The sequence below is a fragment of the Streptomyces sp. NPDC001027 genome, from assembly GCF_040299045.1.
GTDB lineage: Bacteria > Actinomycetota > Actinomycetes > Streptomycetales > Streptomycetaceae > Streptomyces.
Genome location: NZ_JBEPBI010000123.1, coordinates 1 through 23,710, shown reverse-complemented (window position 1 = coordinate 23,710; position 23,710 = coordinate 1). Strand labels below are relative to the sequence as shown.

At 73.8% G+C, this 23,710-nt stretch carries 21 protein-coding genes; 13 read left to right on the top strand and 8 right to left on the bottom strand.

Translation table 11 applies throughout. The features are described 5' to 3' along the window. Nucleotides 1-180 precede the first annotated feature (180 nt). From ABT300_RS27660 to ABT300_RS27650, 3 genes are all read left to right on the top strand, one after another. Nucleotides 181-1,146, top strand: a complete 966-nt coding sequence (locus ABT300_RS27660; RefSeq protein WP_351680994.1) for an aldo/keto reductase — start codon at nucleotides 181-183, stop codon at nucleotides 1,144-1,146. A gap of 214 nt (nucleotides 1,147-1,360) precedes the next feature. Further along, nucleotides 1,361-3,079 carry a 3-hydroxyacyl-CoA dehydrogenase family protein gene (locus ABT300_RS27655; RefSeq protein ID WP_351680991.1) on the top strand — a complete coding sequence of 573 codons (1,719 nt, stop codon included), beginning with the start codon at nucleotides 1,361-1,363 and terminating at the stop codon, nucleotides 3,077-3,079. Between the two features lie 366 nt (nucleotides 3,080-3,445). Beyond that, nucleotides 3,446-4,195, top strand: a complete 750-nt coding sequence (locus tag ABT300_RS27650; RefSeq protein WP_351680988.1) for an HAD family hydrolase — start codon at nucleotides 3,446-3,448, stop codon at nucleotides 4,193-4,195. Here the strand turns inward: ABT300_RS27650 and ABT300_RS27645 are convergent. After that, complete coding sequence (locus tag ABT300_RS27645) at nucleotides 4,155-5,087, bottom strand: ScbA/BarX family gamma-butyrolactone biosynthesis protein (RefSeq protein WP_351680985.1); 933 nt, start codon at nucleotides 5,085-5,087, stop codon at nucleotides 4,155-4,157. The genes ABT300_RS27650 and ABT300_RS27645 overlap by 41 nt on opposite strands. 116 nt (nucleotides 5,088-5,203) lie before the next feature. On the opposite strand from ABT300_RS27645, the gene ABT300_RS27640 reads away from it, so the two are divergent. After that, nucleotides 5,204-5,890 carry a ScbR family autoregulator-binding transcription factor gene (locus ABT300_RS27640; RefSeq protein ID WP_351680982.1) on the top strand — a complete coding sequence of 229 codons (687 nt, stop codon included), beginning with the start codon at nucleotides 5,204-5,206 and terminating at the stop codon, nucleotides 5,888-5,890. Continuing rightward, nucleotides 5,887-6,639: an HAD family hydrolase gene (locus ABT300_RS27635; RefSeq protein ID WP_351680979.1), complete on the top strand. Its 753-nt coding sequence runs from the start codon at nucleotides 5,887-5,889 to the stop codon at nucleotides 6,637-6,639. The genes ABT300_RS27640 and ABT300_RS27635 overlap by 4 nt, the downstream gene beginning before the upstream one ends. Nucleotides 6,640-6,695: 56 nt before the next feature. Here ABT300_RS27635 and ABT300_RS27630 read toward each other — a convergent pair whose 3' ends face one another. Then, on the bottom strand, nucleotides 6,696-7,466 hold the full coding sequence (locus ABT300_RS27630) for an SDR family NAD(P)-dependent oxidoreductase (RefSeq protein ID WP_351680976.1): 771 nt from the start codon (nucleotides 7,464-7,466) through the stop codon (nucleotides 6,696-6,698). A gap of 182 nt (nucleotides 7,467-7,648) precedes the next feature. Between ABT300_RS27630 and ABT300_RS27625 the strand changes: the two genes are divergently transcribed. The 3 genes from ABT300_RS27625 to ABT300_RS27615 all read left to right on the top strand — a co-directional run bounded on the left by ABT300_RS27625 (nucleotide 7,649) and on the right by ABT300_RS27615 (nucleotide 10,848). Beyond that, nucleotides 7,649-8,266 carry a TetR family transcriptional regulator gene (locus ABT300_RS27625; protein ID WP_351680974.1) on the top strand — a complete coding sequence of 206 codons (618 nt, stop codon included), beginning with the start codon at nucleotides 7,649-7,651 and terminating at the stop codon, nucleotides 8,264-8,266. 370 nt (nucleotides 8,267-8,636) lie between these two features. Then, nucleotides 8,637-9,833: an IS701 family transposase gene (locus ABT300_RS27620; RefSeq protein ID WP_351680971.1), complete on the top strand. Its 1,197-nt coding sequence runs from the start codon at nucleotides 8,637-8,639 to the stop codon at nucleotides 9,831-9,833. A 208-nt stretch (nucleotides 9,834-10,041) separates the two neighbouring features. After that, nucleotides 10,042-10,848 carry an AfsR/SARP family transcriptional regulator gene (locus ABT300_RS27615; protein ID WP_351680968.1) on the top strand — a complete coding sequence of 269 codons (807 nt, stop codon included), beginning with the start codon at nucleotides 10,042-10,044 and terminating at the stop codon, nucleotides 10,846-10,848. Nucleotides 10,849-10,927: 79 nt separating this feature from the next. Here the strand turns inward: ABT300_RS27615 and ABT300_RS27610 are convergent, their stop codons facing one another. Further along, on the bottom strand, nucleotides 10,928-11,884 hold the full coding sequence (locus ABT300_RS27610) for a LysR family transcriptional regulator (RefSeq protein ID WP_351680965.1): 957 nt from the start codon (nucleotides 11,882-11,884) through the stop codon (nucleotides 10,928-10,930). A gap of 141 nt (nucleotides 11,885-12,025) precedes the next feature. Here ABT300_RS27610 and ABT300_RS27605 point away from each other — a divergent pair, with 141 nt between their 5' ends. Continuing rightward, a complete protein-coding gene (locus ABT300_RS27605; protein WP_351680962.1) occupies nucleotides 12,026-13,498 on the top strand; it encodes an MFS transporter in 1,473 nt (490 codons plus the stop codon). 160 nt (nucleotides 13,499-13,658) lie between these two features. Beyond that, nucleotides 13,659-14,486 (top strand): MBL fold metallo-hydrolase, encoded by an 828-nt coding sequence (locus ABT300_RS27600; RefSeq protein WP_351680959.1) that lies wholly within the window; start codon nucleotides 13,659-13,661, stop codon nucleotides 14,484-14,486. Between the two features lie 66 nt (nucleotides 14,487-14,552). Here ABT300_RS27600 and ABT300_RS27595 read toward each other — a convergent pair whose 3' ends face one another. Further along, entirely contained in the window at nucleotides 14,553-15,938 is a 1,386-nt protein-coding gene (locus ABT300_RS27595; protein ID WP_452987157.1) for a phosphatase PAP2 family protein, read from the bottom strand. 588 nt (nucleotides 15,939-16,526) lie between these two features. Between ABT300_RS27595 and ABT300_RS27590 the strand changes: the two genes are divergently transcribed. Further along, on the top strand, nucleotides 16,527-16,730 hold the full coding sequence (locus tag ABT300_RS27590) for a cold-shock protein (protein ID WP_057577987.1): 204 nt from the start codon (nucleotides 16,527-16,529) through the stop codon (nucleotides 16,728-16,730). Between the two features lie 177 nt (nucleotides 16,731-16,907). On the opposite strand, the gene ABT300_RS27585 is transcribed toward ABT300_RS27590, so the two are convergent. Next, nucleotides 16,908-17,279: a GvpU-like protein gene (locus ABT300_RS27585; RefSeq protein ID WP_351680953.1), complete on the bottom strand. Its 372-nt coding sequence runs from the start codon at nucleotides 17,277-17,279 to the stop codon at nucleotides 16,908-16,910. A gap of 260 nt (nucleotides 17,280-17,539) precedes the next feature. Between ABT300_RS27585 and ABT300_RS27580 the strand changes: the two genes are divergently transcribed. Continuing rightward, on the top strand, nucleotides 17,540-17,878 hold the full coding sequence (locus tag ABT300_RS27580) for a helix-turn-helix domain-containing protein (protein ID WP_351680950.1): 339 nt from the start codon (nucleotides 17,540-17,542) through the stop codon (nucleotides 17,876-17,878). A 116-nt stretch (nucleotides 17,879-17,994) separates the two neighbouring features. On the opposite strand, the gene ABT300_RS27575 is transcribed toward ABT300_RS27580, so the two are convergent. From ABT300_RS27575 to ABT300_RS27565, 3 genes are all read right to left on the bottom strand, one after another. Then, on the bottom strand, nucleotides 17,995-19,269 hold the full coding sequence (locus ABT300_RS27575) for an NAD(P)/FAD-dependent oxidoreductase (RefSeq protein ID WP_351680948.1): 1,275 nt from the start codon (nucleotides 19,267-19,269) through the stop codon (nucleotides 17,995-17,997). Nucleotides 19,270-19,372: 103 nt separating this feature from the next. After that, nucleotides 19,373-20,317 carry an RNA polymerase sigma factor SigJ gene (gene sigJ, locus ABT300_RS27570; RefSeq protein ID WP_351680945.1) on the bottom strand — a complete coding sequence of 315 codons (945 nt, stop codon included), beginning with the start codon at nucleotides 20,315-20,317 and terminating at the stop codon, nucleotides 19,373-19,375. A 195-nt stretch (nucleotides 20,318-20,512) separates the two neighbouring features. Continuing rightward, on the bottom strand, nucleotides 20,513-20,635 hold the full coding sequence (locus ABT300_RS27565; RefSeq protein ID WP_351680942.1) for a hypothetical protein: 123 nt from the start codon (nucleotides 20,633-20,635) through the stop codon (nucleotides 20,513-20,515). Between the two features lie 472 nt (nucleotides 20,636-21,107). Between ABT300_RS27565 and ABT300_RS27560 the strand changes: the two genes are divergently transcribed. Continuing rightward, nucleotides 21,108-23,570: a SpoIIE family protein phosphatase gene (locus ABT300_RS27560; RefSeq protein ID WP_351680938.1), complete on the top strand. Its 2,463-nt coding sequence runs from the start codon at nucleotides 21,108-21,110 to the stop codon at nucleotides 23,568-23,570. Nucleotides 23,571-23,710 lie beyond the last annotated feature (140 nt).

Below are 23,710 nucleotides of genomic sequence, written 5' to 3'. Positions count from 1 at the left end.
GGCCCGGGGGTTTTGTGGGGCGCGGGGCGCCGGCCGGGGGGTTGGGGGGGCCACACCCCCGGGGGGGTCACCCCGGCCGGGGGGGGCGGGGGGGGGGTGACCCCCCCCCGGCCCCCGCCCGCCCCCTCACGGGAGCCCACCCCTCACAGGAGCCCACCCCTCACAGGAAGGAACGTGTCCTTGAGCACGCGCAGCCTCGGTCCGACCGGATTCGACGTCCGTCCCGTCGGACTCGGGTGCATGGGAATGAGCTGGGGCTATGCCGAGTCCCAGCGCGACGACACGGTGTCGGTCGCGGTGATCCGGCAGGCCCTGGACGCCGGCCCGGTCCTGCTGGACACGGCCGACGCCTACGGCGAGGGCCACAACGAGACCCTCGTCGGGCGCGCCCTCGCCGGACGCCGCGGCGACGCGGTGGTGGCGACCAAGACCGGCATCGTCGTGGACGACCTGGCCACCCGCGCCCTGAGCCGCGACGGTTCCCCCGAGCACATCCGCCGCTCGGCCGACGCCTCCTTGCGGCGGTTCGGCGTCGACGTGATCGACCTGTACTACCTGCACCGCGTCGACCCCGCCGTACCGCTGGAGGAGTCGTGGGGCGCGCTGTCCGAGCTGGTGGACGCGGGCAAGGTGCGCCACCTCGGGCTGTCGGAGGTGACCCGGGAGCAGGCCGACGCCGCCCATCGCGTCCATCCGGTGGCGGCGGTGCAGTCCGAACTGTCCCTGTGGACCCGTGAACCGCTCGACCCGGGCGCCGGGATCTCCGGCTGGTGCGCCGTGCACGGCGCCGCCTTCGTGCCGTTCGCGCCGCTGGGCCGGGGATTCCTCACCGGCCGCTACACCCGGCCGGACGACTTCGAGGCCGGCGACTTCCGGGCAGCGAACCCCCGTTTCACCGGGGCGGCGTTCACCGCCAACCTGCGGATCACGCACACGGTGGAGAAGGTCGCCGCCCGGCACGGGGCGACCGCCGCCCAGGTCGCCCTGGCCTGGACCCTCGCCCAGGGCGACCACGTCGTCCCCGTCCCCGGCACCAAGCAGCCCCGCTACCTGGCGGACAACCTCGACGCGGCCGCCCTGCGCCTGACCGCACAGGACCTGCGGGATCTCGACACCGCGCCGGCCCCCACCGGCAGCCGCTACTGACGGCACACCCGCCCCGCCCCCGGACTGACGCCCATCACACCCGTCACGCCCGTCGCACCGGTCGCTCCCGCTGCACCGGTCGCTTCCGCTGCACCCCGCCGACCGTCTCCGACCGTCCTCCACCGTCCTCGACGACCCTCGACCCGCCGACCGCCGACCACCCGACCGCCTGACCGCCCGACCGCCCGACCGCCTCGACAAGCAGGAGCACACCATGCCCGATCAGCCGGACGGCGCCCTCGCGCCGTCTCCGTACACCGTCGCCGTCGTCGGTCTGGGCGGCACCGGACTGGCCCTGGTGCGCCGACTGGCCGGCGCGGGGCTCACCGTCGTCGGCGTCGACGACGACCCGGCGGCTCTGGGCCGCGTCCGGGATCTGAGCCCGTCCGAGCGCCCCCGCACCGTGACCCGCTTCCCGGCCGGGGTCGCCACCGCCGACCTGGTCATCGAGGCGGTTCCGGAACCGGCGGCGCTGAAGCGGCTGGTGCTGGCCAAGGTGCGCCGACACGTGAGGCCGGGCACCCCGGTGCTCACCACGGCGCTGACCACGCCCCTCGCCGACCTCGAGGAGGCCGCGGGCCCCGACCTGTTCGCGCTGCGCTTCCTGCGCGCCGACGACCTCGACGCCGTGGAGGTCGCCCGCGCCGCCCGCGCCGGGGACGCCGCCGCCGAACAGGTGGAAGGCATCCTCACGGCGGCCGGGATCACCGCGCACCGGGTCGTCGACCGGGCCGGCTCGCTCGCCCCGGGGCTGCTGCTCGGTCTGCTGAACCGGGCCGCGTGGATGGTCCACGACGGATACGCCACCGCCGAGGACGTCGACACCGCGATGCGGCTCGGCTGCGGCTGGCGCGAGGGGCCGCTGGCCGTGCTCGACGCGATCGGTCTGGACACGGCCCGCGACCTGCTCTCCCGTCTCGCCGAGACGGCCGACGGGCACACCGCGCCGGCCCCGGTGCTCGACGAACTGATCGCCCGGGGCGCGCTCGGCCGCAAGACGGGCCGCGGCTTCCACCGCCACGACCGGGACGCGGGGCCGGGCCGTCCGGCGGAGCCGACCGCCCCGCCCGGACGCCGGGTCGTGGTCGTCGGCTCCGGGACCATGGCCACAGGCATGGCGGAGTCCTTCGTGCGCGGCGGCTTCGACACCACGCTGCTGGCCAGGACCGAGGAGAAGGCGCGGGCGGCCGCGGAGCGCGTGGAGTTCGCGCTGCAGCGCACGGCCCCCGACGAGGAGGCGGGGGGGAGCGGCTTCACGGCGACCGCGGACCGCTCGGTGCTGGCCGCGGTGGATCTCGTCGTCGAGGCCGTGAAAGAGGACCTGGAGGTCAAGCGCGCGCTGTTCGCCGAGCTGGGCGAGGTCTGCGCGCCGCGCACCCTGCTGGCCACGTCCACCTCGAGCCTGTCGGTCGCCGACTGCACAGAGCCCGCGGGCCGGCCGGCGGACGTGCTGGGCCTGCACTTCTTCAACCCGGCTCCGGTGATGCGGCTGGTGGAACTGGTCCCGGCGAAGGGCACCAGCGCGCACAACCTGGCCCGTGCCCGGGCGGTGGTCGAACAGCTCGGCAAGCAGGCCGTGCAGTGCGGCGACCGGGCCGGCTTCATCGTCAACGCGCTGCTCTTCCCCTATCTGAACCAGGCCCTCGAGCTGCTGGACGCGCAGGCCACGACGACCGCCGCGCTGGACGCGGCCGCGCGGAGCGTGGGGGGCCAGCCGCTGGGTCCGGTACGGCTGCTCGACACGGTCGGCGCCGATGTGGCCCTGGAGGTGCAGCGCCGTCTCCATGCCGATCCGCGCTGCCGGTCGCCGCGGTCGGCCCCGCTGCTGGAGCAGCTGGTGGCCGCGCGGCACCTGGGCCGCAAGACGCCCGGCAAGAGCGCTCGCACCTATCTGGCGACCCGGGCCACGGCGCCGGTCCCCGCGACCGTCTGACCCCCGCGCCACCTCTGGCGTCCGGTCCGCCACCCCCGCCGTCAGGCGCCGACCCGCCGCCCTCGGCGTCCGGTACCGCCCCGCCGGCGTCCTCGGCGTCAGATCCGGTCCGCCGTCCCGGCGTCAGGTCCCGACCCGCCGCCCCGGGGGTCAGTCAGGTCCAGTCCGTCGCCCCGGGGCCAGGCCCGGCCCGTCGCCACCCCCGCGTCCGGTCCGGCCCCGCAGGCATCTCCCTCGTCCCGCGTCCGGTCCGGGCCCGCCCGTCGCCTCCCGCGTCCGGTGCGGCGGTCCGCCCCCGGACGCGGGGGGGGTGACGCATCGGGGCCGACCGCCCTCCCCCCTCACCCGCACGAAAGGCCGCACCCCATGTCCGCTGTCCCTGTCCCCGGCGTAGCGCATCAAGACCCCGTCGAGATCGCCTTCTTCGACGTCGACGAGACGCTGATCACCGTCAAGAGCATGTTCCGCTTCCTCGAGTTCCACTACCGCGAGCGCGGTCTGCCGCCGTCCGCGTACGAGGAAGCGGCGGGCGCGCTGCGGAACAGGTCGGCGGCGGGCGTCTCGCGGCTGGTCACCAACCGCGAGTACTACCGCCTGTTCGCGGACCGGCCGCGCGAGGAGTTGTTCGCGCACGGCCGCGCCTGGTTCGCGGCGGAGCGCGCCGGCGGCACGCTGCTGCACCCGCCGGTGGTGTCCGCCCTGCGCCGGCACCAGGCGCAGGGGGCGCTGATCGTGCTGGTGTCGGGCTCGTTCCGGCCCTGTCTGGAGCCGGTCGCGGAGTTGCTCGGCGCCGACGAGATCCTGTGCAGCGAGCCGGAGTACGTCGCCGGACACTGCACGGGGCTGGTGGAACGCCCGGTCATCGGCGTCGAGAAGGGCCGGCTGGCGCGCGCGCTGATGCGGCGGCGCGCGGTGTCCCCCTCGCACGCCGCCGCCTACGGCGACCACGCCTCCGACCTCGACCTCCTGCGCTCCGCCGGGCGGCCCGTCGCCGTCGGCGACGACATGGTGCTCGGCGCCCATGTCGCCCGGGTGGGCGGAGACACGCTGCCGGGGGTCGGGCGGGACGCGAACGTCAGCCGACCGGCTCCTTGGCGACCGACACCAGCGCCGTGAAGCACAGCTCGCCTTCCTGATGCATCGTCACCAGGAAGCGGGCGCGGCCGAGTTGGTCGTCGGGGAGATGGCGGGCTTCCACCCGGCAGGGCGAGTCGAGCTCGACGTAACGGTGGAAGACGGTCTCCATCGCCTCGGCGAGGCCGACCCTCGGGTGCCGTACCGTGCGCACGGCCTGCTTGGCCGCCTCCAGCAGGAGGATGCCCGGGGCGTGGTCGGCGGGGTGGTCGAAGTACATCGGGTGGTGGGTGTCGATCCGCAGCTGCCAGCGGTCCGGCGCGTCGGTGGGCGAGAGCACCACGTCCCGGAACTCCTCGCCGGCGCCGGAGACCGGCGGCGGCAGCGGACGGCTGCGGGCCAGCTCCATCATGCGGTGGGCGTCGCCGTGGGAGCCGCGCAGTCGGTCGTAGATGGCGGGCGGCTGGATGGTGAACCGGGTGTGGGCGGTGGCCAGCTGCTCCCCGTCGCGCAGCACGGTGACGTCCAGGGACAGGGCGCAGACGCGGCCGCGGCGGCGGACCACGTCGTGGCAGCGGATGTGCAGGTCGGGCCGGCCGCCGACGCCCTCCTCGCGCAGGATCCCGAGGTTCAGGGTGTAGCGGTACTCGCTCCACAGCAGACGGTGGTCGAACGGGACGTCGTACCCGGCGTGCGACAGCAGCGGAAAGGTCTGCCGAATCGTTTCCGTGAGCAGTACGGCACTGCCCTCCCCCTGGTCGCCGGCTGCCACCAGGCGGCCGGCGTCCGTCCAGTCCGCCTCGACCAGGAACTCGTCCTCGGCCAGTCGCTTCAGCCCCGAGAGCAGCACCTGGCCGCCGTCGTGCTTGTGGACGAGGTCCTTCGCGACCCGGACCGCTCTCGACACCGCTGCAGCCGTCACCGTCTCGTTCATGTGGAACCCCCCAGTTGTCCAGCGTCGACATGCGCTGCCCCCGCACGGTGGCGGAGGCGCGCCACGGCCAGTAACATAGAGGACGTTCTTTTTCTTGTCGAGACCGGGATGACGCCATGGCACGAGCGAACACGAATCGCGCGCCCAAACAGGAGCGCGCGATTCACACCCGAGAACAGCTGCTGAGGGCGGCCGCCGAGGTCTTCGACGAATACGGCTACGCCGGCGCCGGGATCAACAAGATCCTGCAGCGCGCGGGGGTGACCGCGGGGGCCCTGTACTTCCACTTCAAGGACAAGCAGAACCTCGCGATGGAGGTGATGAACGCCCAGCGCGGCACGATCGAGCCGCATGTGCCCACCACCGGCCTGCAGCGCCTGGTGGACATCACCCTCATCTGGTCGCACTCGCTGCAGGCCGACCCGATGCTGCGCGCCGGCGTCCGGCTCACCGGCGAGCAGGCCGCCTTCGGCCTGCAGGACGCCACTCCGTACGCGGTCTGGGCCCGCAGCTTCGAGGAGTGCCTCGAAGCCGCCCGCGCCCAGGGCGAGTTGCGCGACCACGTCCGCACCGACGAGCTGGCCGAGTTCGTCGTCGGCGCGTGCACCGGCATGCAGGAGTACGCGCAGGTCGTCTCCCGGCGGGCCGACCTGCCGCGCCGCACGGCGAACATGTGGCGCCTGCTGCTGCCCGGCATCGCCACCGACTCGGCTCTCGGCGGGATCGAGAACAGCGAGGAGCGCGCTCTGTCCCTGTGGACGTCCGTGAGCGTGCCGGCCCAAGGGGAGGGACCCGCGTCATGACCGACCGACCGCACAGCCCGCACAGCCGACGCCGTCTGCACCGTCTGCGGGTCGCCGCCGTCAACATCGACGGCGTGCTGCTCTCCGACACCTTCAGCCCGCTCATCCACCGGTTCGTCACCCGCCGCGGCGGCGTGTACTCGGCCGACGTCGAGCGCAGCGTCTTCTCCCAGCGGCAGGCCGACGCAGGCCGCGCCATGGCGGCGGCGGTGCCGCAGCCGATGACCGGCGAGGAGGCCCTGGCCGCCTACTTCGAGGAGCGCGCCGCCTACCTCGCCGACCACCCCGTCGAGGTCACCGAGGGAGCCGCGGATCTGCTGCGGCGGCTGAACGCCGCCGGACTCGACGTGGTCTGCTACGGCGGCCTGGCCAAGACCCACTTCGACGAGCATCTCGGCGCGTACGCCGACCTGTTCGCCCCTCCCCACTACCTCTGCACCAACGACGTGCGCCCCGGACTGCGGGAGATCACCGCACACTTCGGGCTGGAGCACGGCCAGGTGCTCTTCATCGACGACGTGGCCCGGGTCGCCGAGGCGGCGAGAGCCCTCGGGGCGCCGTTCATCGGCCGGCCCAGCCGGTTCGCGCACAGCCATCAGGCCGAGCTGATGCGAGAGGCCGGGGCACGTCATCTCGTGGACGGGCTCGACGAGATCGACGACGCCCTGCTGCGCACCGTGGACGAGGAGGCGGCCGTCGGCACGCTGTGGCCGACGCGGACCGCCGACGCGGCGCCCACCGCCCGCTAGCGCGGCGACCGGGAGGGCCGCACCGGCCCGCGATCCCTCCCGGTCGCGCCGCACGCTCAGACGGCCAGCGTGCCGCCGTCCACCGGGACGGTCGCGCCGGTCACGAACGACGACGCGTCGCTGCACAGCCACAGTGCCGCCTGCGCCACCTCGACGGGGGCGGCGAACCGCTTCTGGACGGCGCGCGCGAAGAACGTCTGCTCCACGCCGGGCATCTGCGCGATGGCCGATTCCATCATCTCGGTGAGCGTGCTGCCCACGGCCAGGGCGTTGACCCGGATGCCACGGTCCCCGTACGAGGCCGCCGCGGCCTTGGTCAGGCCGATCACCGCGTGCTTGGCGGCCACGTAGGGCGCGCCCACGCCGGTGGCGATGAGTCCGGCCACGCTCGCGGTGTTCACGATGGCGCCGCCGCCGGTGCCGAGCATGGCGCGGATCTGATGGCGCATGCAGTTCCACACGCCTCGGACGTTGACGTCCATGACGGCGTCGTAGTCGTCGTCCGACATCTCGTGCAGCTCGGTGCCGAGCGTGCCGTAGCCGGCGTTGTTGAAGGCGGCGTCCAGGCGGCCGAAGCGCTCCACCGCGGTCTCCACGACACGTTCGACGTCCTCGCCGCGCCGGATGTCCCCGGGGACGTATGCCGCCCGGCCTCCCTTGGCCGCGATCTCCTCGGCCACCGAGGCGAGTTGTTCCCGGCGGCGGGCCGTCAGCACGACGGCCGCGCCGTGCTCGGCGAAGAGCCGGGCCGCGGCCGCGCCGATGCCCGACGACGCTCCGGTGATCATGACGACCCGGTCGCTCATCACGTACGGTTGTTCGATCATGGCACTCAGTCAAACAGGTGCCCGCCGGACCGTCAGCCGGTTCGTGCAGCCCTTACCGGCCAACCTGCCAAGAACGTTCCGAGCTGCTGCTTCTCCCGATCTCTTGGTAATTCCTTGACCTATGGTGTGTCTGGTCGCGGGCCGGCCGCGACGCACGGGGGCGGGAGGAGGTGCGCACACAGGTGGCGAGACAGGAGAGGGCCGAGCAGACCCGGCAGCGGATCGTCAGGGCCGCGTCCGCCGAATTCGCCGAGCACGGTTACGACGGCACCTCCCTGCACCGGATCGTCAGATCGGCCGGGGTCACCATGGGCGCGCTGACCTTCCACTTCCCCAGCAAGTCGGCGCTGGCGGACGCCGTCCAGGAGGCCGGCACGACCGCCACCCGCGAGGTGATGCTGGGCGCCGCCGCCGCGCCGGGACTGCGGGGCGTCCTCGACGAGGTGCTGACCCTGGCCGACGCACTGCGCAGCACGCCGAGCATCCGCGCCGCCGCCAGGCTCACCCGGGAGGGGCACGCCGACGGTCACGGCTGGTACGACTCCTGGGTCCCCGGCCTGCGCGCGGCGCTGGAGCGGGCCTGGCGCGAGGAGCGTCTGGACGGCGGACTGACCCCGGGGGCGGCCGCCTCGCTGCTCTCCCACATCGTGCTCGGCGTCGAAGCCGCGGCCACCGCCCCGGACGCGCTGCGCACGGTCACCGGCGACGGGCCCGAAGAGAGCCTGGCGCAGGCCTTGAAGGCGCTGGGCGCCTTGCTGGCGCCGGCCCCCTCGGCCGCCGCCGGCCCGGTCCAGGACTGAGCCCCTCCCCGGGCCCGGCGAAGGACCCGAACCCGACCCGACCCCCTTGACCGCTCGGCTCCCTCGACCGCTCGGCTCCCTCGACTCCTCGGTTCCCTCGACCGCTCGACTGCCTTGACCGAATGCGCCGTTCCGCACACGGACCGTGTCGCGCCGCCCGGACGGGCATCGCGTCCCGGACGCCCGCACGGAATTTTTCCGCGCCCCGCCCGCGGCCCGGCGCCCCGCTCCAGCCGCAGCTCAGAGCCTCGGAGCACACCGCCGAGCGCACCGCCGCGTGACTCCCTCCGGGTCCGCGCGCCGGCATCGAACCTAGAAACATAGAGAATGTTCTGTATATTTGCGGCTGCCGGGAGAGAGGAGTCCGTCCATGCATCCGGCCACCGAGCGCGTTCCGCCGCCGGCCCAGCGGCTCTTCGCCCATCTGCCGCGGGCCGACCAACGGCGGTGGGCCGGCGTCTACTTGAAGGGCCTGCTGGCCACCCAGGGCAAGAAGTCCCTGCGCCGCATAGCTGCTTCGGTGACGCCGTCACCGACGGCGGCGCAGTCACTGCAGCAGTTCGTCAACGACAGCGCCTGGCCGTGGCGTCCGGTGCGCGCCGAACTCGCCCGCTGGGTCGCCGAGCACTGCGCCCCGCGCGCCTGGACCCTCTCCCCCGTGGTCATCCCCAAGCGGGGGGCGCTGGCCGCCGGCGTTCACCGGCGCTTCGTCCCCGCCGTCGGACGCACCGTCAACTGCCAGCTCGCCGTGGGCGCCTTCCTCTCCGGCGACCACGGCGACCTCTCCGTGGACTGGCGGCTGTACCTCCCCCGGCGCTGGACCGAGGACGCCGCGCTGCGGCGCCAGGCCCGCATCCCCGAGTTCACCGGCCACGCCACCGCGACCGAGCTGTGCCTCGGCCTCGCCGACCGACTGGCGCGGACCACGCCCGAGATGCCGCCGGTCGTCGTCCACACGGACGGGCACATCGACGCCGCGGCCGTGATCGAGGGCCTCGACGCCCGCGGCCTGGACTGGATCGTGGCCGTCCCCGACACCCTGCCCCTGTCGCCCGCCCCGGTCGCCGACGCCGCCCACCCGGCCGACACGGTCCCCCCGCACACGGTCCCGGAGCCGGTTCACCCGGCGAACGACCTGCTGCGGCGGCACGCCCGCCCCTCCGGCACCGCCCCCCTCGCCCCCGGGACGCCCCGGTTCGGCACGCTGAGGGTGCTGCTGCCGGCACACCACCGGCCGGCCCTGCTGGTCGGCGTCTGGACCACCCCCCGCCCACGGCCCGACCGGGTCTGGCTGACCAACCTGCCCCCGGCGTGGCACACCCGGGCCCTCGCGGTCATCGGCTCCGCCACGGCCGCACGGGTCGGGGCCGCCGAGGCCGAACTGGGCCTGCACGACTTCGCGGGCCGCTCCTACCCGGGCTGGCACCGCCACGCCACGCTGGTCTCCGTCGCCTCGGCCCACCGCAGGCTCGGGCACGAGGTGTGCCTCGCCCCGGGCGGCGGCCGACCGCCGTACAGGGGAGGCGGCGGACGCGGCGGCCGACCGCCGTACACAAAGGACGGCTGACCTCTGCCCCCGGGGAGCGGCCGACCGGCGTACGCCACGGCAGTGACCGCCACGACGGTGACCGCCCGACCGGCGGCGCCACCCCGGCCCCGCCCCGCACTCACCCCACCGCACCAAGGGGACCCCGCAGCGACGCAGGGCTCCCGCCGACCGTCCGCCCGCACACCGTCCGCCGCATTGCGGTGCCGCCCAACCCTGAGGAGGGGCTGTGGAGTTCCGTGTCCTCGGACCGATCGACGTCCGCGAGCAGGGGCGTGACGTCACCCCCAGCGCGCCCAAGCAACGGCAGGTGCTCGCCCTGCTCATGGCGAAGGCCAACCACCGCGTCTCCGTGCCGGCGCTGCTGAGCGAGGTGTGGGACGGCGAGCCGCCCCGCACCGCCACCACCGCCCTGCAGACGTACATCGGGGCGATACGCAAGGCGCTGGCGGCCGGCTCCGGCGCCAGCGCCCGCGAGATCGCCGAACACCGGCTGGTCACCGACGGCAACGGCTATGTGCTGCGGCTGGGTTCCGACGAATGGGACCGGCCCCGTTTCGAGCGGCTGGTGCTGCGGGCCCGGGGCCTGCTGGACGAGCGTGAGGCGCACGCCGCCGCCGAGATGCTCGGCGAGGCCCTGGCGGTGTGGCGCGGTGCGCCCTTCGGGAACGTCCGGCTCGGCAGCCGACTCACCGTGCAGGCCAGGGTGTTGAACGAGGCGCATCTCGCCGCCTGCGAGGCCCGCATCGACGCGCTGCTGCTGTGCCGGCGCTTCCAGGAGGCCGTCGGGGAGGCCGTCGCCCTGGTCGACGAACACCCGTACCACGAGAACCTGCACACCCAGCTGATGCGGGCGCTCTACGCCTCGGGCCGACGTGCCGCCGCGCTGGAGGTCTACCAGTCCCTGCACCGCAGGATGACCGACGACCTCGGCATCCCGCCCTCGCCCGCCACCACGACGCTCCATCACGTGATGCTCCAGGACAGCCCCGACCAGCGCTATCTCACGGCGGCGGGCGTGGGAGGCCTGCAGTGACCCTCGGCGGCCGCGCACACGGCCGATGACCGGCCCGGGGCGCCCGGCCGCCCGGCCGCCGTGTGTCCGGCCGACGGCCTCAGACGTCCGTCTCCCCGCGCGTCCGGCCGTCCGTCCACAGGCTCTCCACAGCCCGCGAGGGGCCGCCCACGGCGCGTACCAGCTCCATGGCCACCTGGACGAACGCCCGTAGCCGCGCCGTCTCGTGACCGGTGGGCCAGACGAACGCGTAGTCGATGTCCGGGGCGTCCGAGAACGGCCTGAAGACCAGGCCGGGACGGCTGTAGTAGTGCGCGCCGGCCGCCGCCACCGGCGTCACGCCCTTGCCGGCTAGTACCAGGGAGAGCGCGTCCTCCCAGTGCGTCATGGCCTGCCCGTGCGGAATGGGCCGCCCCGACGGCGTCTGACGCGGGAAGTGATGGTCCAGCCAGTGCGTGGGCACGTTCCCGGCGACCGTCAGCAGCGTCGCCTCCGCGAGATCCTCCAGGCTCACCGACGCCCGCCGCGAGAACGGATGCCCGGACGACATCAACAGCACCCTCGGCTGCGAGACCAGCACCGGACCCAGCGTCAGATCCGGCTCGGCCAGCGGGGGTTCGGTGACCTGGAGCTCGACGTCGCCCGCGCGCAGCGGACCGTACGGGTCCGAGATCTGCACCTGGCGGATCTGCACGTCCACACCCGGGTACCGGCGTCCGAACCCCTCGGCGATGCTGTGCAGCAGATGGCCCGTGAACGCGCCGGAGAAGCCGATCCGCAGCGAGCCGGTGATCCCGCGCCCGGCCGCCATGGCCCGGGCCACCGCCTCCTCGACCCCCCGCCAGGCAGGCGCGAGATCGCCCCCGAGCTGCTCCCCGATGGGCGTGAGGACGACCTGACGGCTGGTGCGGTCGAACAGCTTGGCGCCGATCCGGCGCTCCAGCCGGGCGATGGTCTGGCTGACCCGGCTCTGCGAGACGCCCACCCGCTCGGCGGTCCTCCCGAAGTGCAGTTCCTCAGCGAGGGTCAGGAAGATCTCGATCTCCTGGCGTTCCATCACCGGTTCCCCTGCACCCCCTCACACCTGCGACCTCGAACGATGAGCCCAGCGAATCGATCGTTGCACAGATCGTCCTTGTTGCGCAGGTCCGCCGATTCGAAGCTGGAACGGCCAGCGAGACACCAGGAAGGACCCCTCATGGCCGTCACCGAATCCTCACCCCCCGTCCACTCCGCGCCCCAGGCCGCCGCACCGCCCGAACCCGCCGCCGACGGCGCCGTCTTCGGCCCGCACGAGTGGCTGGTGCTGATCACCCTGTGCTGCGCCACCTTCATGTGCGGCCTGGACTTCTCCATCGTCACCGTCGCCCTGCCCGACATCGGCAGCGCCCTCGGCTTCTCCTCCGCGGGCACCCTGCAGTGGGTGGCCACCGCCAGCCTGCTGCCGTCGGCGAGCCTGCTGCCCCTGTTCGCCCGGGTCGCCGACCTGATCGGCCGTAAGCGCCTGTTCACCCTCGGCGTCGCCGTCTTCACCCTGTTCTCCCTCGGCGCCGCCCTCGCGAACAGCCCCGGCATGCTCATCGCCGCCCGCATCGGCCAGGGCACCGCCGCGGCGATGATCGCCCCGTCCGCCATCGCGCTGATGACCGGCTACTTCCAGGAGGGTCCGGGGCGCGCCCGCGCCCTGGGCCTCAACGGCGCCGTCATGTCGCTCGGCTTCGTGTTCGGCGCGCTCGGCGGCGGTGTCATCACCAACGGCTTCAGCTGGCGCTGGACCATGGTCGCGCTGTGCGTGATGGGAGCGCTGGCGCTGGCCGGCGCGCTGGCCCTGCCGGCGATCCACGAGTCCGGCGCCGCCCGCCGGATGGACGTCCCCGGCGCGATCCTGGCCACGCTCGGCCTGTTCGGCCTGGTCTACGGCATCTCCACCGGCGGCGACGAGGGCTGGACGCAGCCCGCCGCGCTCGGCCCGATCGTCGGCGGCCTGGTGCTGCTGGTCGTGTTCCTGCTGGTCGAGCGGCGTCACCCGGAGCCGCTGGTGCCGCTGTCCGTGCTGAACCGGCCGTCCGTGAAGTGGTCGGGGCTGTTCGGCGTCGTCACCTTCGGCATGTGCGCCGGCACGACCGTGCTGCTGAGCCTGTACATGCAGGACGTGCTGGGCTTCACGGCCCTGCAGGCCGGTCTGAGCTACCTCGGCGAGGGCGCCGCCGCCACGCTCGGCGGCATGTACGTCGCCCGCCTGCTCGGCCGGTTCGGCGGGGTGAAGGTGCTGGCCGCGGGCCTGCTCATCCAGGGCGTCGGCACGGTGGCCATGTTCGCCCTGCCCCAGGACGTCAACCTGGCCGCGCTGCTGGTCACCTCCTCCGTCATGGGCCTCGGCCACGTCTTCAGCGTCGTCTCCTTCATCACCGTGATGACCACCGGCGTCACCGAGGAGGACCAGGGCGTCGTCGGCGGGCTGTCGCAGCTGCCGCAGTACGTGGCCGCGATCGGCGTCTCGGGTCTGAGCGCGATCGCCGCCGCCCGCACCAACGCCCTCTCGTCGGGCGCCGCCCCGTCCCCCGCGGACATCCTCGGCGGACTGCACGCGGGCATGGTCACCGCCGGTGTCGTCGCCCTCGTCGGCGCCCTGCTCGTCGGCGTCGTACTGCGCAAGCGGACCACGGTCTAGGGGCCCGTCGTTTGGACTGCCCCCGCGAGACGCGGGGCCGGCGTCGACACATCCCGCCGGCGCCGCCCGCCGGTACCCGTCCGCGCACCCGGCGCGGCCGTCCCCCGCCCCACGGCGGACGGTCGCGCCGCCTGCGTATCCGCCCGCGAGGAGATGCCCCGTGAACGACAGCCGTCTGCGCAGGCCCTCCGCCGTGCGCACCCTGCGCGTGGGGGAGTTGAAGGTCAGTTACGTGCCCGACGGGGCGATGCTGCTGAAGCCGGCCGGCATTCCGCCGGCCGCCGTCGACCGGCACTGGAGCAGGTACGGCGCCTATCTCAACGACACGCGCCGCCTCGTCGCCAACACCGGCGGCCTGCTCGTCGAGCACGGCGGCCGGGCGCTGCTCATCGACGCCGGGTTCGGTCCGCGCGCGGTGCCGGAGGACCCCGCTCACCCCGACCGGGGCGCGGTGCACGGCGGGTCGCTGCCCGGCAACCTGGCCCTGCTCGGCCGGTCGCCCGACGACATCGAGACGGTGGCCTTCACCCATCTGCACCCCGACCACGTCGGCTGGGCCTGCGTCGACCCGCCCCTGTTCACCCGGGCGACCTTCCTGATCCCCAAGGCGCAGTGGGACCACCGCGACCCGGCGCTCACGGCCCTCGAACCCCGAACGAGGCCGGTGCTCCCCGGCGAAGAGGTCTTTCCCGGGGTCCGCGCGCTGGACCTGCCCGGTCACACCGCCGGGCACACCGGCTTCGTCATCGCCTCGCACGGCGTCCGACTGCTCGCCTTCGGCGACGCCCTGCTGTCCTCGCTCCAGATACGGCATCCCGAGTGGTCCGCGGTCTCCGACGCCGACCCCGCGGGGTCCGAGCGGCGCCGCCGCGGCCTGATCGCCGAGCTCCTGCGCCCGGACACCCTCGGCTTCGGCATCCACTTCGCGGACGTGGTCTTCGGCCGGGCGCGGCCGCACGGCGACAGCGCGGTCTGGCGCCCACTCTGACCTCGGGGCCCGGACCCGGGCGCCGACCGGCGCGCCAAGCGCCGGTCGGCACGCCGACGAACCGGACTACAGCGGCTTCACGGCGGAGACCTGCTCCTGTGGCTCTGCCTGCCGGGGCAGCACCGGCTTCGGCTCCCACGCCGCGGTGGTCCGCAGATAGGCGTAGACGACGGAGCCCGTCGCCAGCACGAGGAGCGGTCCGTAGAACCACGGATGCCCGGCCATCTCCAACGGCAGATAGCGGTACGACAGCAGGAGCGCGGCGAAGACCGTCGTGCCGTACGCGACCAGCCGGACGCCCGACTGCGCCCAGCCGCGGTCGTGGGCGCGCAGGGCTCCCTCGATCGTCAGCGTGAACACCACGCCGGCGAGGATGTCCGCGCCGTAGTGGAAGCCGAATCCGAGCGTCGCGGTGAGCGTGGCGACCAGCCAGAACGCTCCGGCCCAGCGCAGCGCCCGCGGGCCCTTGCGGGTGTGGATGAAGATCGCGGTGGCCCAGGCCGTGTGCAGGCTGGGCATGCAGTTGCGCGGGGTGACCGCGTCGAACGGCATCGGGTGCGGGGTGCCGATCGGCGGCGGCGTCGTCGGCCACAGATCGGCCACCGCCCACTGCACGCTGGGGTGCGACTCCTGCCACAGGCTGACCGCGGTCCAGTGCTCGGAGCCGTCGCCGTAGGCGAAGATCGGCCCGACCACCGGGAAGATCATGTAGATGCCGGGGCCGAGGAGCCCGATCGCCAGGAACGTGCGCACCAGATGATGACGCGGAAAGCGTCGCTCGGCCGCCACGTTCCGGAGTTGGTACAGCGCCACGAGCACCGCGGCCACCGGCAGTTGCCCGTAGACGAAGTCGAGGACGTTGAAGCCGATCGCGCCGGTGGCGGTGACGGCCCGGCCCACGAGCCACGACGGGTTGCCCAGCGCGTGATCGGCGATCGCCACGTACTGGTCGAGCACCATCGGGCGGGTCGTGGAGGTGATGAGCAGCCAGGTGTCCCCGGTCTTGCGGCCTGCCATCAGCAGCAGGGCCAGCCCGGCGCCCTTCAGCAGCAGGGCGCGTTCACGGCCGGTGCGGCGGGTGAGGGCGATGACCGCGCAGCCGAGGGTCACCCACAGCGCCCCGTTGCCGAAGGGGTGGCCCTCCGTCACCTTGATGCCGGCCGCCCACCGGACCAGCAGGAAGCCGAGGTCGATGCCGATCGCGGCGCCGACCGCGATGAACCGTTGCCGCCAGCCCACCACCACCAGCATCAACGCCATGCTGGCGTACAGCAGACCACCCGATTTGGGCGGGAATATGACCTCGCGCGCCTGACTGGTGATCGGCCCCGGCAGACCGTAGTGACGCGCGACGATCTCCAGCGTCACGAACAGCCCGAGCGCCGCCACACCGGCCGCCGCCCACAGGACGGCCTTCGGACCCTCTATTCGCGAGAACACCCGTGTTGGCATAGATATCAATTGTCTGACCAGTGTGTGAGATGCGGGCTGAACAGGTACTTCGCGCGCCGGTTGGCAGGCCCTTCCCCCACAGGACGGACAAGGAGGGGCTTTCGTCAGCGAGTTCGAACATGTTATCGGAGCGCTGCGCGGTCTTCCCCGGAATGTGGCTCGGTCGTCATTTCGATCATCCTGCCGGTCGCGCGAGAGCCGACGACACGCGGCGACGCCCGGCGGCGGCGTCCACTCCGTGCCCGTCCACGGCACAATGCCCGACGACCGGCCGACCTACACGCGGATCGAGCCGCGCACCGCGCCTCCGCTCCCGCCTCCGCCCCTGACTCCGCCCGACGCAACGTCACGACGCGGGAAGGCAATATCTGTTTTTGCGAAATGAGAAATGGGCGCAGCGCCCGTGGAATATTTCTGGGGCCGCGAACAGCTCGAAGTTATTCTCCGCACAGGGCCGATCACGACGTGCTACTGTCGTTGTCAGTTGCAGGTGTGGTTGCCAGAAGGTTTTTCCGACGGCCGATCATCACGGCGACACGGAATGCGCACAGGGCGTATTCCTGACACCGTCTCCGAAGGAGAAACATCATGGCTACCGGCACCGTGAAGTGGTTCAACGCCGAAAAGGGCTTCGGCTTCATCGAGCAGGACGGCGGCGGCGCCGACGTCTTCGCCCACTACTCCAACATCTCCGCCCAGGGCTTCCGTGAGCTGCTCGAGGGCCAGAAGGTGTCGTTCGACATCGCGCAGGGCCAGAAGGGCCCGACGGCCGAGAACATCGTCATCGCCTGACACCGGCGCAGACGCGTTCTTCGCAGTCGGGGCCCGCACCTGGGGGTGCGGGCCCCGGCTCGTTTGTTTTCCCGGGCAATTCCGCCCTGTCATCACCGGCTCGTTCTCGCGATTTTCAGCGTCGTTCACTTTGCTGCGGAAATCCCTTGATACGTGCCCGGCGGACGGCCCGGCGTCTCACCGGTCGACGTAGCTGAAGTCGCCCACGGTCCACGCGCCGACGTCCTTGATCGCGACCCGGTACATGCCGCCCGCCTCGGGGATCCCCAGATTGCCCTGCAGAATGCGGGCCAGATGGAAATGCAGGTGCGTGGGCGCCTCGCCGCCGCTCCTGCCCTCCCGCGGATCACGGGCGAAGATCTCGGAGAACGGGCCCAGCCGGTCGGAGTCCTTCAGGACCTCCGCCACCCGTTCCCTCCACACGGCCTCCGGCGCCAGCCGGCCGGTGATGACGGCGCCGCCCACGACCACGGTCAGCGACATCTGATTGCTGGGCTCGGACTCCACGGCGGCGGAGATGGCGACGAGCAGCTCATCGGGGTTCGACATGAGAGCACATTTTATGCAGTCGCCGGGTCCGCGCACGGCTCCACGGCCGTGAACCCGCGGCACGGGACGGCAACGGGACTGGGAACGTGACGACCCGGCTCGGCACAGGACGGCTCCTGACCGGGCGGCGGCGCGGCAGCGGGCCGGCGGGGACAGAGGGTCGGCACAGCGGCAGGACCGACAGATGGTGTTGAATTTCCCCCGGGGCCCTGGTGCCGTACGGCGCCGGGGCCCCTCGACGCGTTGCACAGCGAGGTGACATGACAACGGGCAACCCTCTCGGTGATCGTCTGGACGACGACGACTACCCCGCATACACGATGGGCCGGGCGGCCGAGATGATCGGAGCCACCCCGGGGTTCCTGCGAGCCCTCGGCGAGGCTCGGCTGATCACCCCGCTCCGCTCGGAGGGGGGACATCGCCGCTACTCCCGCTACCAGCTGCGGATCGCCGCCCGCGCCCGGGAACTCGTCGACCGGGGGACGCCGATCGAGGCCGCCTGCCGCATCGTCATCCTCGAGGACCAGCTCGAGGAGGCCCAGCGCATCAACGCCGAGCACCACCGCGCCGCGAACCGGGGATCCGGCGCCGCCGACTGACCGCCCGGGCGCGAGCCGCCGAGGGGACGCCCGCTGCGGAACACCGCGGCGTGCGCGCGGGGACGGCTCGACGGGGGCGCCGCCCCGGTGACGACGGCGCCCGGTCCCGTCGCACGTCACGCCGACGCCTTGACCTCCGGGTCCGTGGAAGCGGCCGGGTCCGTCGATCGCGTCGATTGCGCCGCCTCCGCCGCTTCCGTCGAGTCGCCCCGGTTCGCCGGGGCCGTCTGCGCCCGCTCCCGCACGACCGGGCGGCGGCGGGACAGTCCGAGCAGCGGGTGGGCGACGCCCCAGGCCGCGCCCTTGCAGACCAGTTCCTTGTAGACGGCGGCGACCCGTCCCGTCAGGGCCGCCCGCACGGCGCGGTCGTCGCCGGTGACGTACTGGATCAGGCCCTCCTTGCGCCCCAGCGAGATGCACTGGTTGAAGTAGCGCAGCGGCGTGTCCGGGAGCTTCCCTCCCGTCAGGCGGGCCGCGACGGCGTCGGCGGCCTGCCACGCCATGGGGACGCCCGACGCGCACGACATCCGCAGCGGCTTGTCGCCGACGCCGTTCGCCATGGCCGCGTCGCCGACGGCGTAGACGTCCGGGTGCGAGACCGAGCGCATGGTGGCGTCGACCACGATCCGGCCGGTGTCGGTGACCTCCAGGGCCGTGGCCTGTGCGATCGGGTGGACGGCGAAGCCGGTCGTCCACACGGTGACCGCGGCCGGGACCGACCCGCCGTCGGCGGTGATGACGCGGTCGGCCTCGACGCCGGTGACGGCGGCGTGCTCGTGCACGGTGACGCCGAGCCGGTCGACGACCTTCCGCAGATGCCCGCGCCCCTTGGGCGACAGCCAGTCGCCGAGGCCCTGCCGGGCGACGAGGGCCACGTCGAGGTCCGGGCGGGCCTCGGCGATCTCGGTCGCGGCCTCCAGGCCGGTGAGACCGCCGCCGACGACGACCACGGGCTGCCCGGCGGTGAGCCCGGCGAGGCGCTCACGCAGCCGGAGCGCCCCGGGGCGGCCGGCGATCTGGTGGGCGTGCTCGGCGACGCCGGGGACGCCCTGGTCGTTCCAGCCGCTGCCGAGGGCGTACACGAGGGTGTCGTAGGCCAGCTCCCCGGCGCCGTCGGCGTCGACGACGGCCACGACCCTGCGGTCGACGTCGACGCCGACGACCTTCGCGAACCTCAGCTCGACGCCGGTGCCCGCGAACATCTCGTCGAGCGGCCGGGGCGGGAGGTCCTGACCCACCGCGAGCTGGTGCATACGGACGCGCTCGACGAAGTCGGCCTCGGCGTTGACGAGGGTGACGGCGACGTCTTCGGGGCGCAGCCGCTTGGCGAGGCGGCCCGCGACGATGGCGCCGGCGTAACCGGCTCCGAGGACGATGATGCGGTGCTGCATGTCCCTGCTCCTGTCTTGAGCGGATTCGCCTCCTGAACCGGACGGCCCGCCGTTTCCTGACAGGTAGGGGATGTGAAGCACGTCACATCCATGTGGGCGGGTGTCAGAAGGGGACGACCAGGGGTTCGCCGTGGTCGTCGGCCGCCCACCGCTCGGTGGCGCGTTCCAGCTTGTCGGGGTTCACCTGGTTGCGGAACGCGGCGATGCCGTCGGCGGTGACCTCGAGGCACATGACGCCGATGACGCGCCCGTCGACGACCGCGACGACGGCGGGGCCGCCGTTGGCGGTCGTCGCGTACATCCCGGGCGAGCCGCCGGCCAGGGCGCGCTTGGCCTTGCCGGGCTTGAACAGGCCCCGCAGGAACTTCGCGACGGCGAGGGCGCCCTCGAACGCCGTGGCGCGGGCCGGGACCTTGCCGCCGCCGTCGCCGATCGAGACGGCGTCCTCGGTCAGCAGCCGCACGAGCGGCTCGGTCCGGCCGCTGGTCGCCGCCTCCAGGAACTCGTCGATGATCCGCCGGGCGGCTGCCTCGTCGATCTCGGTGCGGGTCCTGCCGTCCGCGACGTGCTTCTTCGCACGGTGGAAGATCTGCTGGCTGGCGGACTCGGTCAGGTCGAGGATCGCGGCGATCTCCCGGTGCGGGTAGTCGAACGCCTCCCGCAGCACGTACACCGCCCGCTCGTTGGGGGACAGGCGCTCCAGCAGGGCGAGCACCGCGTACGACACCGACTCGCGCTGTTCGGCCGTGTCCGCCGGGCCGAGCATCGGGTCACCGGCGAGCAGCGGCTCGGGCAGCCACTGGCCCACATAGGTCTCCCGCCGTGCGCGGGCCGAGGTGAGCTGGTTGAGACACAGGTTGGTGAGCACCTTCGTCAGCCAGGCCTCGGGGACCTCGACGCGCTCGACGTCGGCGGCCTGCCAGCGCAGGAAGGTCTCCTGCACGGCGTCCTCCGCCTCGCTCGCCGAGCCGAGAAGGCGGTAGGCGATGGCGCCCAGACGGGGGCGTGCCGCCTCGAACCGGTCCACGTCGCTCATGGTCAGGGCCATGACCGGAATTCTAGGCCGACCCGCCGCCGGAACGCCCGCCCGCCCACGCCCCACACATCACCCGCCGCCGGGCTCGCCGGCCGACGCCCAGCTCAGCCGACGCCCGGCACGACTGCTGCCCGGCTCGACCGGCGCAGCCGACGCCCGGCTCGGCCGACACTCGGCCCGGCCGACGCGGCGCATTCGGCGCCCGGCTCAGCGGCCGACGCCCGGCTCGGCCGGCGCCCGGCCCAGTCGGCACCCGGCCCAGTCGACGCCCAGCTCGGTCAGCGCCCGGCGCAGCCGGAGTCCGGCGCAGCCGACGCCCGGCCCAGCCAACGCTCGGTGCAGTCGACGCCCAGCTCCGCCGGAGCCCGCCCCAGTCAGCGCCCGGCGCAGCCAGAGTCCAGCGCGCCAGAGCCCAGCGCAACCGACGCCCGGCGCGGTCGGCGCCCGCCCCAGTCAGCGCCCGGCGCGGCCGGAGTCCGGCGAAGCCGACGCCCGGTGCAGTCCGGCGCCCGGCGCCGTCGGAGCTCGGCGGTGGGCGGTCTCGGTGGGTTTCGTTCGGGTGTGTTCGCCCCGCCTGGCATGCCCAAGATCCACCGAGATGCCCGCAGAGTCGTCGTGCCGCTGCCAGACTGGACGCGGCGGACGGATGCGTCAGGAGTTTCGGCTTCCGGACGGGTGTTCAGCGGGTCGGGGTGCGGAACGCTCACCGGTGGAGGCTGCGCGCGGCCGTCCCGCACGCCGGGGCGCGGTCCCGGCGGTCCCGGCCCCGGACGGGCCGGGCGAGAGCGAAGCGGAGTGGCCCATGAACGGTAGAGGCGTCAGATCCCGGGGCACCACGCCGCAACGCGTGCCGGAGGACTTCGCGGTCGTCGTCGACGTCCACGGGGCGATCACGGCGTGGAGCGCGGGAGCCGAGCAGGCCCTGGGATACGGGGCCTCCGAGGTCGTGGGCCGGCCGGCCGCCGAACTGCTCGCCGCCCGGCTGCCCGAGTCGGCGCGGCGCCATGTCGCCGCGGGCCGCCGGACGGCCAGCGAGGTGGCGCTGCGGCACCGCCGCGGAGACCGGGTGGTGCTGCGGTTGCAGGCGACGCCGATGGCGGACACCGGCCCCGGGCGGCTCTGGCTGGTGACGGGCGCCGGGCCGTCGAGCGAGCCGGCGCGGGCCGAGCCGGGCACGGCGGCCCTGTGGGACCTCACCCTCGCGCAGCTGCCCGTGCCGGTGGCGGTCTACGACCGTGCGGCACGACTGGTGTCGGCCAACGCGTCGATGGCCCACGTGATGGGCGCGACCGTCGAGGAGATGCGGGGCCGGACCCTGTGGGAGATCGAGCCCACGAAGCCGTTCGACGAGTACGACCGGCTGCAGCGGCAGGTGCTGCGCACCGGCGAGACGGTGTTCCACGAAGCGCACGGCAGGGCCCCCGGCGAGACCCGGGAGCACGCCTGGTCGATGTTCATCTCACCGCTGAAGGACGAGGCCGGCCGGGTGCTCGGGGTGTCGGCGGCCGTCTTCGACACCACCGAACAGCACTGGGCGCGCCGCCGCCTCGCGGTCCTCAACGACGCCGGCGTGCGCATCGGCAGCGCCCTGGACGTGACCCGCACCGTGGAGGAGCTGGCGGACGTCGCCGTCGCCGGGTTCGCCGACTTCGTCACGGTGGACCTGCTGGAGTCCGTCGTGGTGGGCGACGAGCCGGAGCCGATGCGCCCGGACCGGGCCGTGGTGGTGCGCCGCGCGGCGCAGCGGTCGGTGCTGGAGGGCTGCCCGGAGTCGGTGGCGGCCCCCGGCGACGCGGTGCGCTACCCGGTCATGACACCGCCGATGCGTACGCTGATGGCCGGTCGGGGCACCCGGCACACGGCCGGCGAGCCGGGGGTCCAGGAATGGATCAAGTCCTCCCAGGCCCGCGCCGAGTCCGTCTCGAAGTACATGATCCACTCGCTGATGCTGGTCCCGTTGCGCGCCCGCGGGGTGACCCTCGGCCTGGTGCACTTCCTGCGGCACCGCACGGGCGACGCCTTCAGCGAGGACGACCTGCTGCTCGCCGAGGAGATCGTCGCCCGGGCGGCGGTGAGCGTGGACAACGCCCGCCGCTACACCCGGGAACGCCGCACCGCGCTGGCGCTCCAGCGCAGCCTGCTGCCCGTGCGGCCGGAGGAGCTGACGGCGATGGAGGTGGCGTACCGCTATCTGCCCGCCGGTTCCGGCGCCGACGTGGGCGGCGACTGGTTCGACGTCATCCCGCTGTCCGGCGCCCGGGTCGCCCTGGTCGTGGGCGACGTGGTGGGTCACGGCATCCACGCCTCGGCCACCATGGGCCGGCTGCGCACCGCCGTGCGCACCCTCGCGGACGTCGACCTCGCCCCCGACGAGCTGCTCACCCAGCTCGACGACCTCGTCCTCAGGCTCGACCGGGAGGAGGGCCCGGAGGCCCGCGGGCGCACGCAGGACGCGTCGGGGGAGGTCGGGGCGACCTGTGTCTACGCCGTGTACGACCCGGTGTCCCGGCGCTGCACCATGGCCCGCGCCGGACATCCGCCGCCCGCCCTGGTCACCCCGGACGGCGAGGTGCGCTTCCTCGACCTGCCGGCCGGGCCGCCGCTCGGGCTCGGCGGGCTGCCGTTCGAGTCCGTCGAGGTGGAGCTGGCCGAGGGCAGTCTGCTCGCCCTCTACACCGACGGCCTGGTGGAGGCCGCAGACCGCGACATCGACGCCGGTCTCGCCCTGCTGCAAGGGGCGTTGAGCGGCCCGGCCGTACCGTCGGCGCCGCTCGAGGAGACCTGCGACGAGGTGCTGCGCACGGTGCTGAGCGGCCGTCCCGGCGACGACATCGTGCTGATGGTGGCGCGCACCGCCTCGCTGGACGCCGAGAAGGTGCGCACATGGCAGGTGGCGCGGGATCCCGCGGCGGTGGCCGGGGCGCGCAAGCTCGCGGGCGAACAGCTGGCCGCGTGGGGGCTGACCGAGGCGGCGTTCGCCACCGAACTGATCGTCAGCGAGCTCGTCACGAACGCCGTGCGGTACGGCGGCGACCCCATCGTGCTGCGGCTCATCCGCGACGCGTCGCTCATCTGCGAGGTGTCCGACGGCAGCAGCACCGCCCCGCACCTGCGGCGGGCCCGGGTCTTCGACGAGGGCGGGCGCGGGCTGCTGCTCGTCGCCCAGATCGCGGAGCGCTGGGGCACCCGTCAGACGCCCACCGGCAAGACCATCTGGGCGGAGCAGTCCCTGCCGGCCGGGGCACGGCAGCCGGGACGCGGGTGAGGCGGGCGGAGTCCGGCCACAGCCCCGGCGGCGGCCCTGGGGGCGGCCCCGGCGGCGGCCCTGGGGGCGGCCCCGGCGGCGGCCCTGGGGGCGGCCCCGGCGGCGGCCCTGGGGGCGGCCCCGGCGGCGGCCCTGGGGGC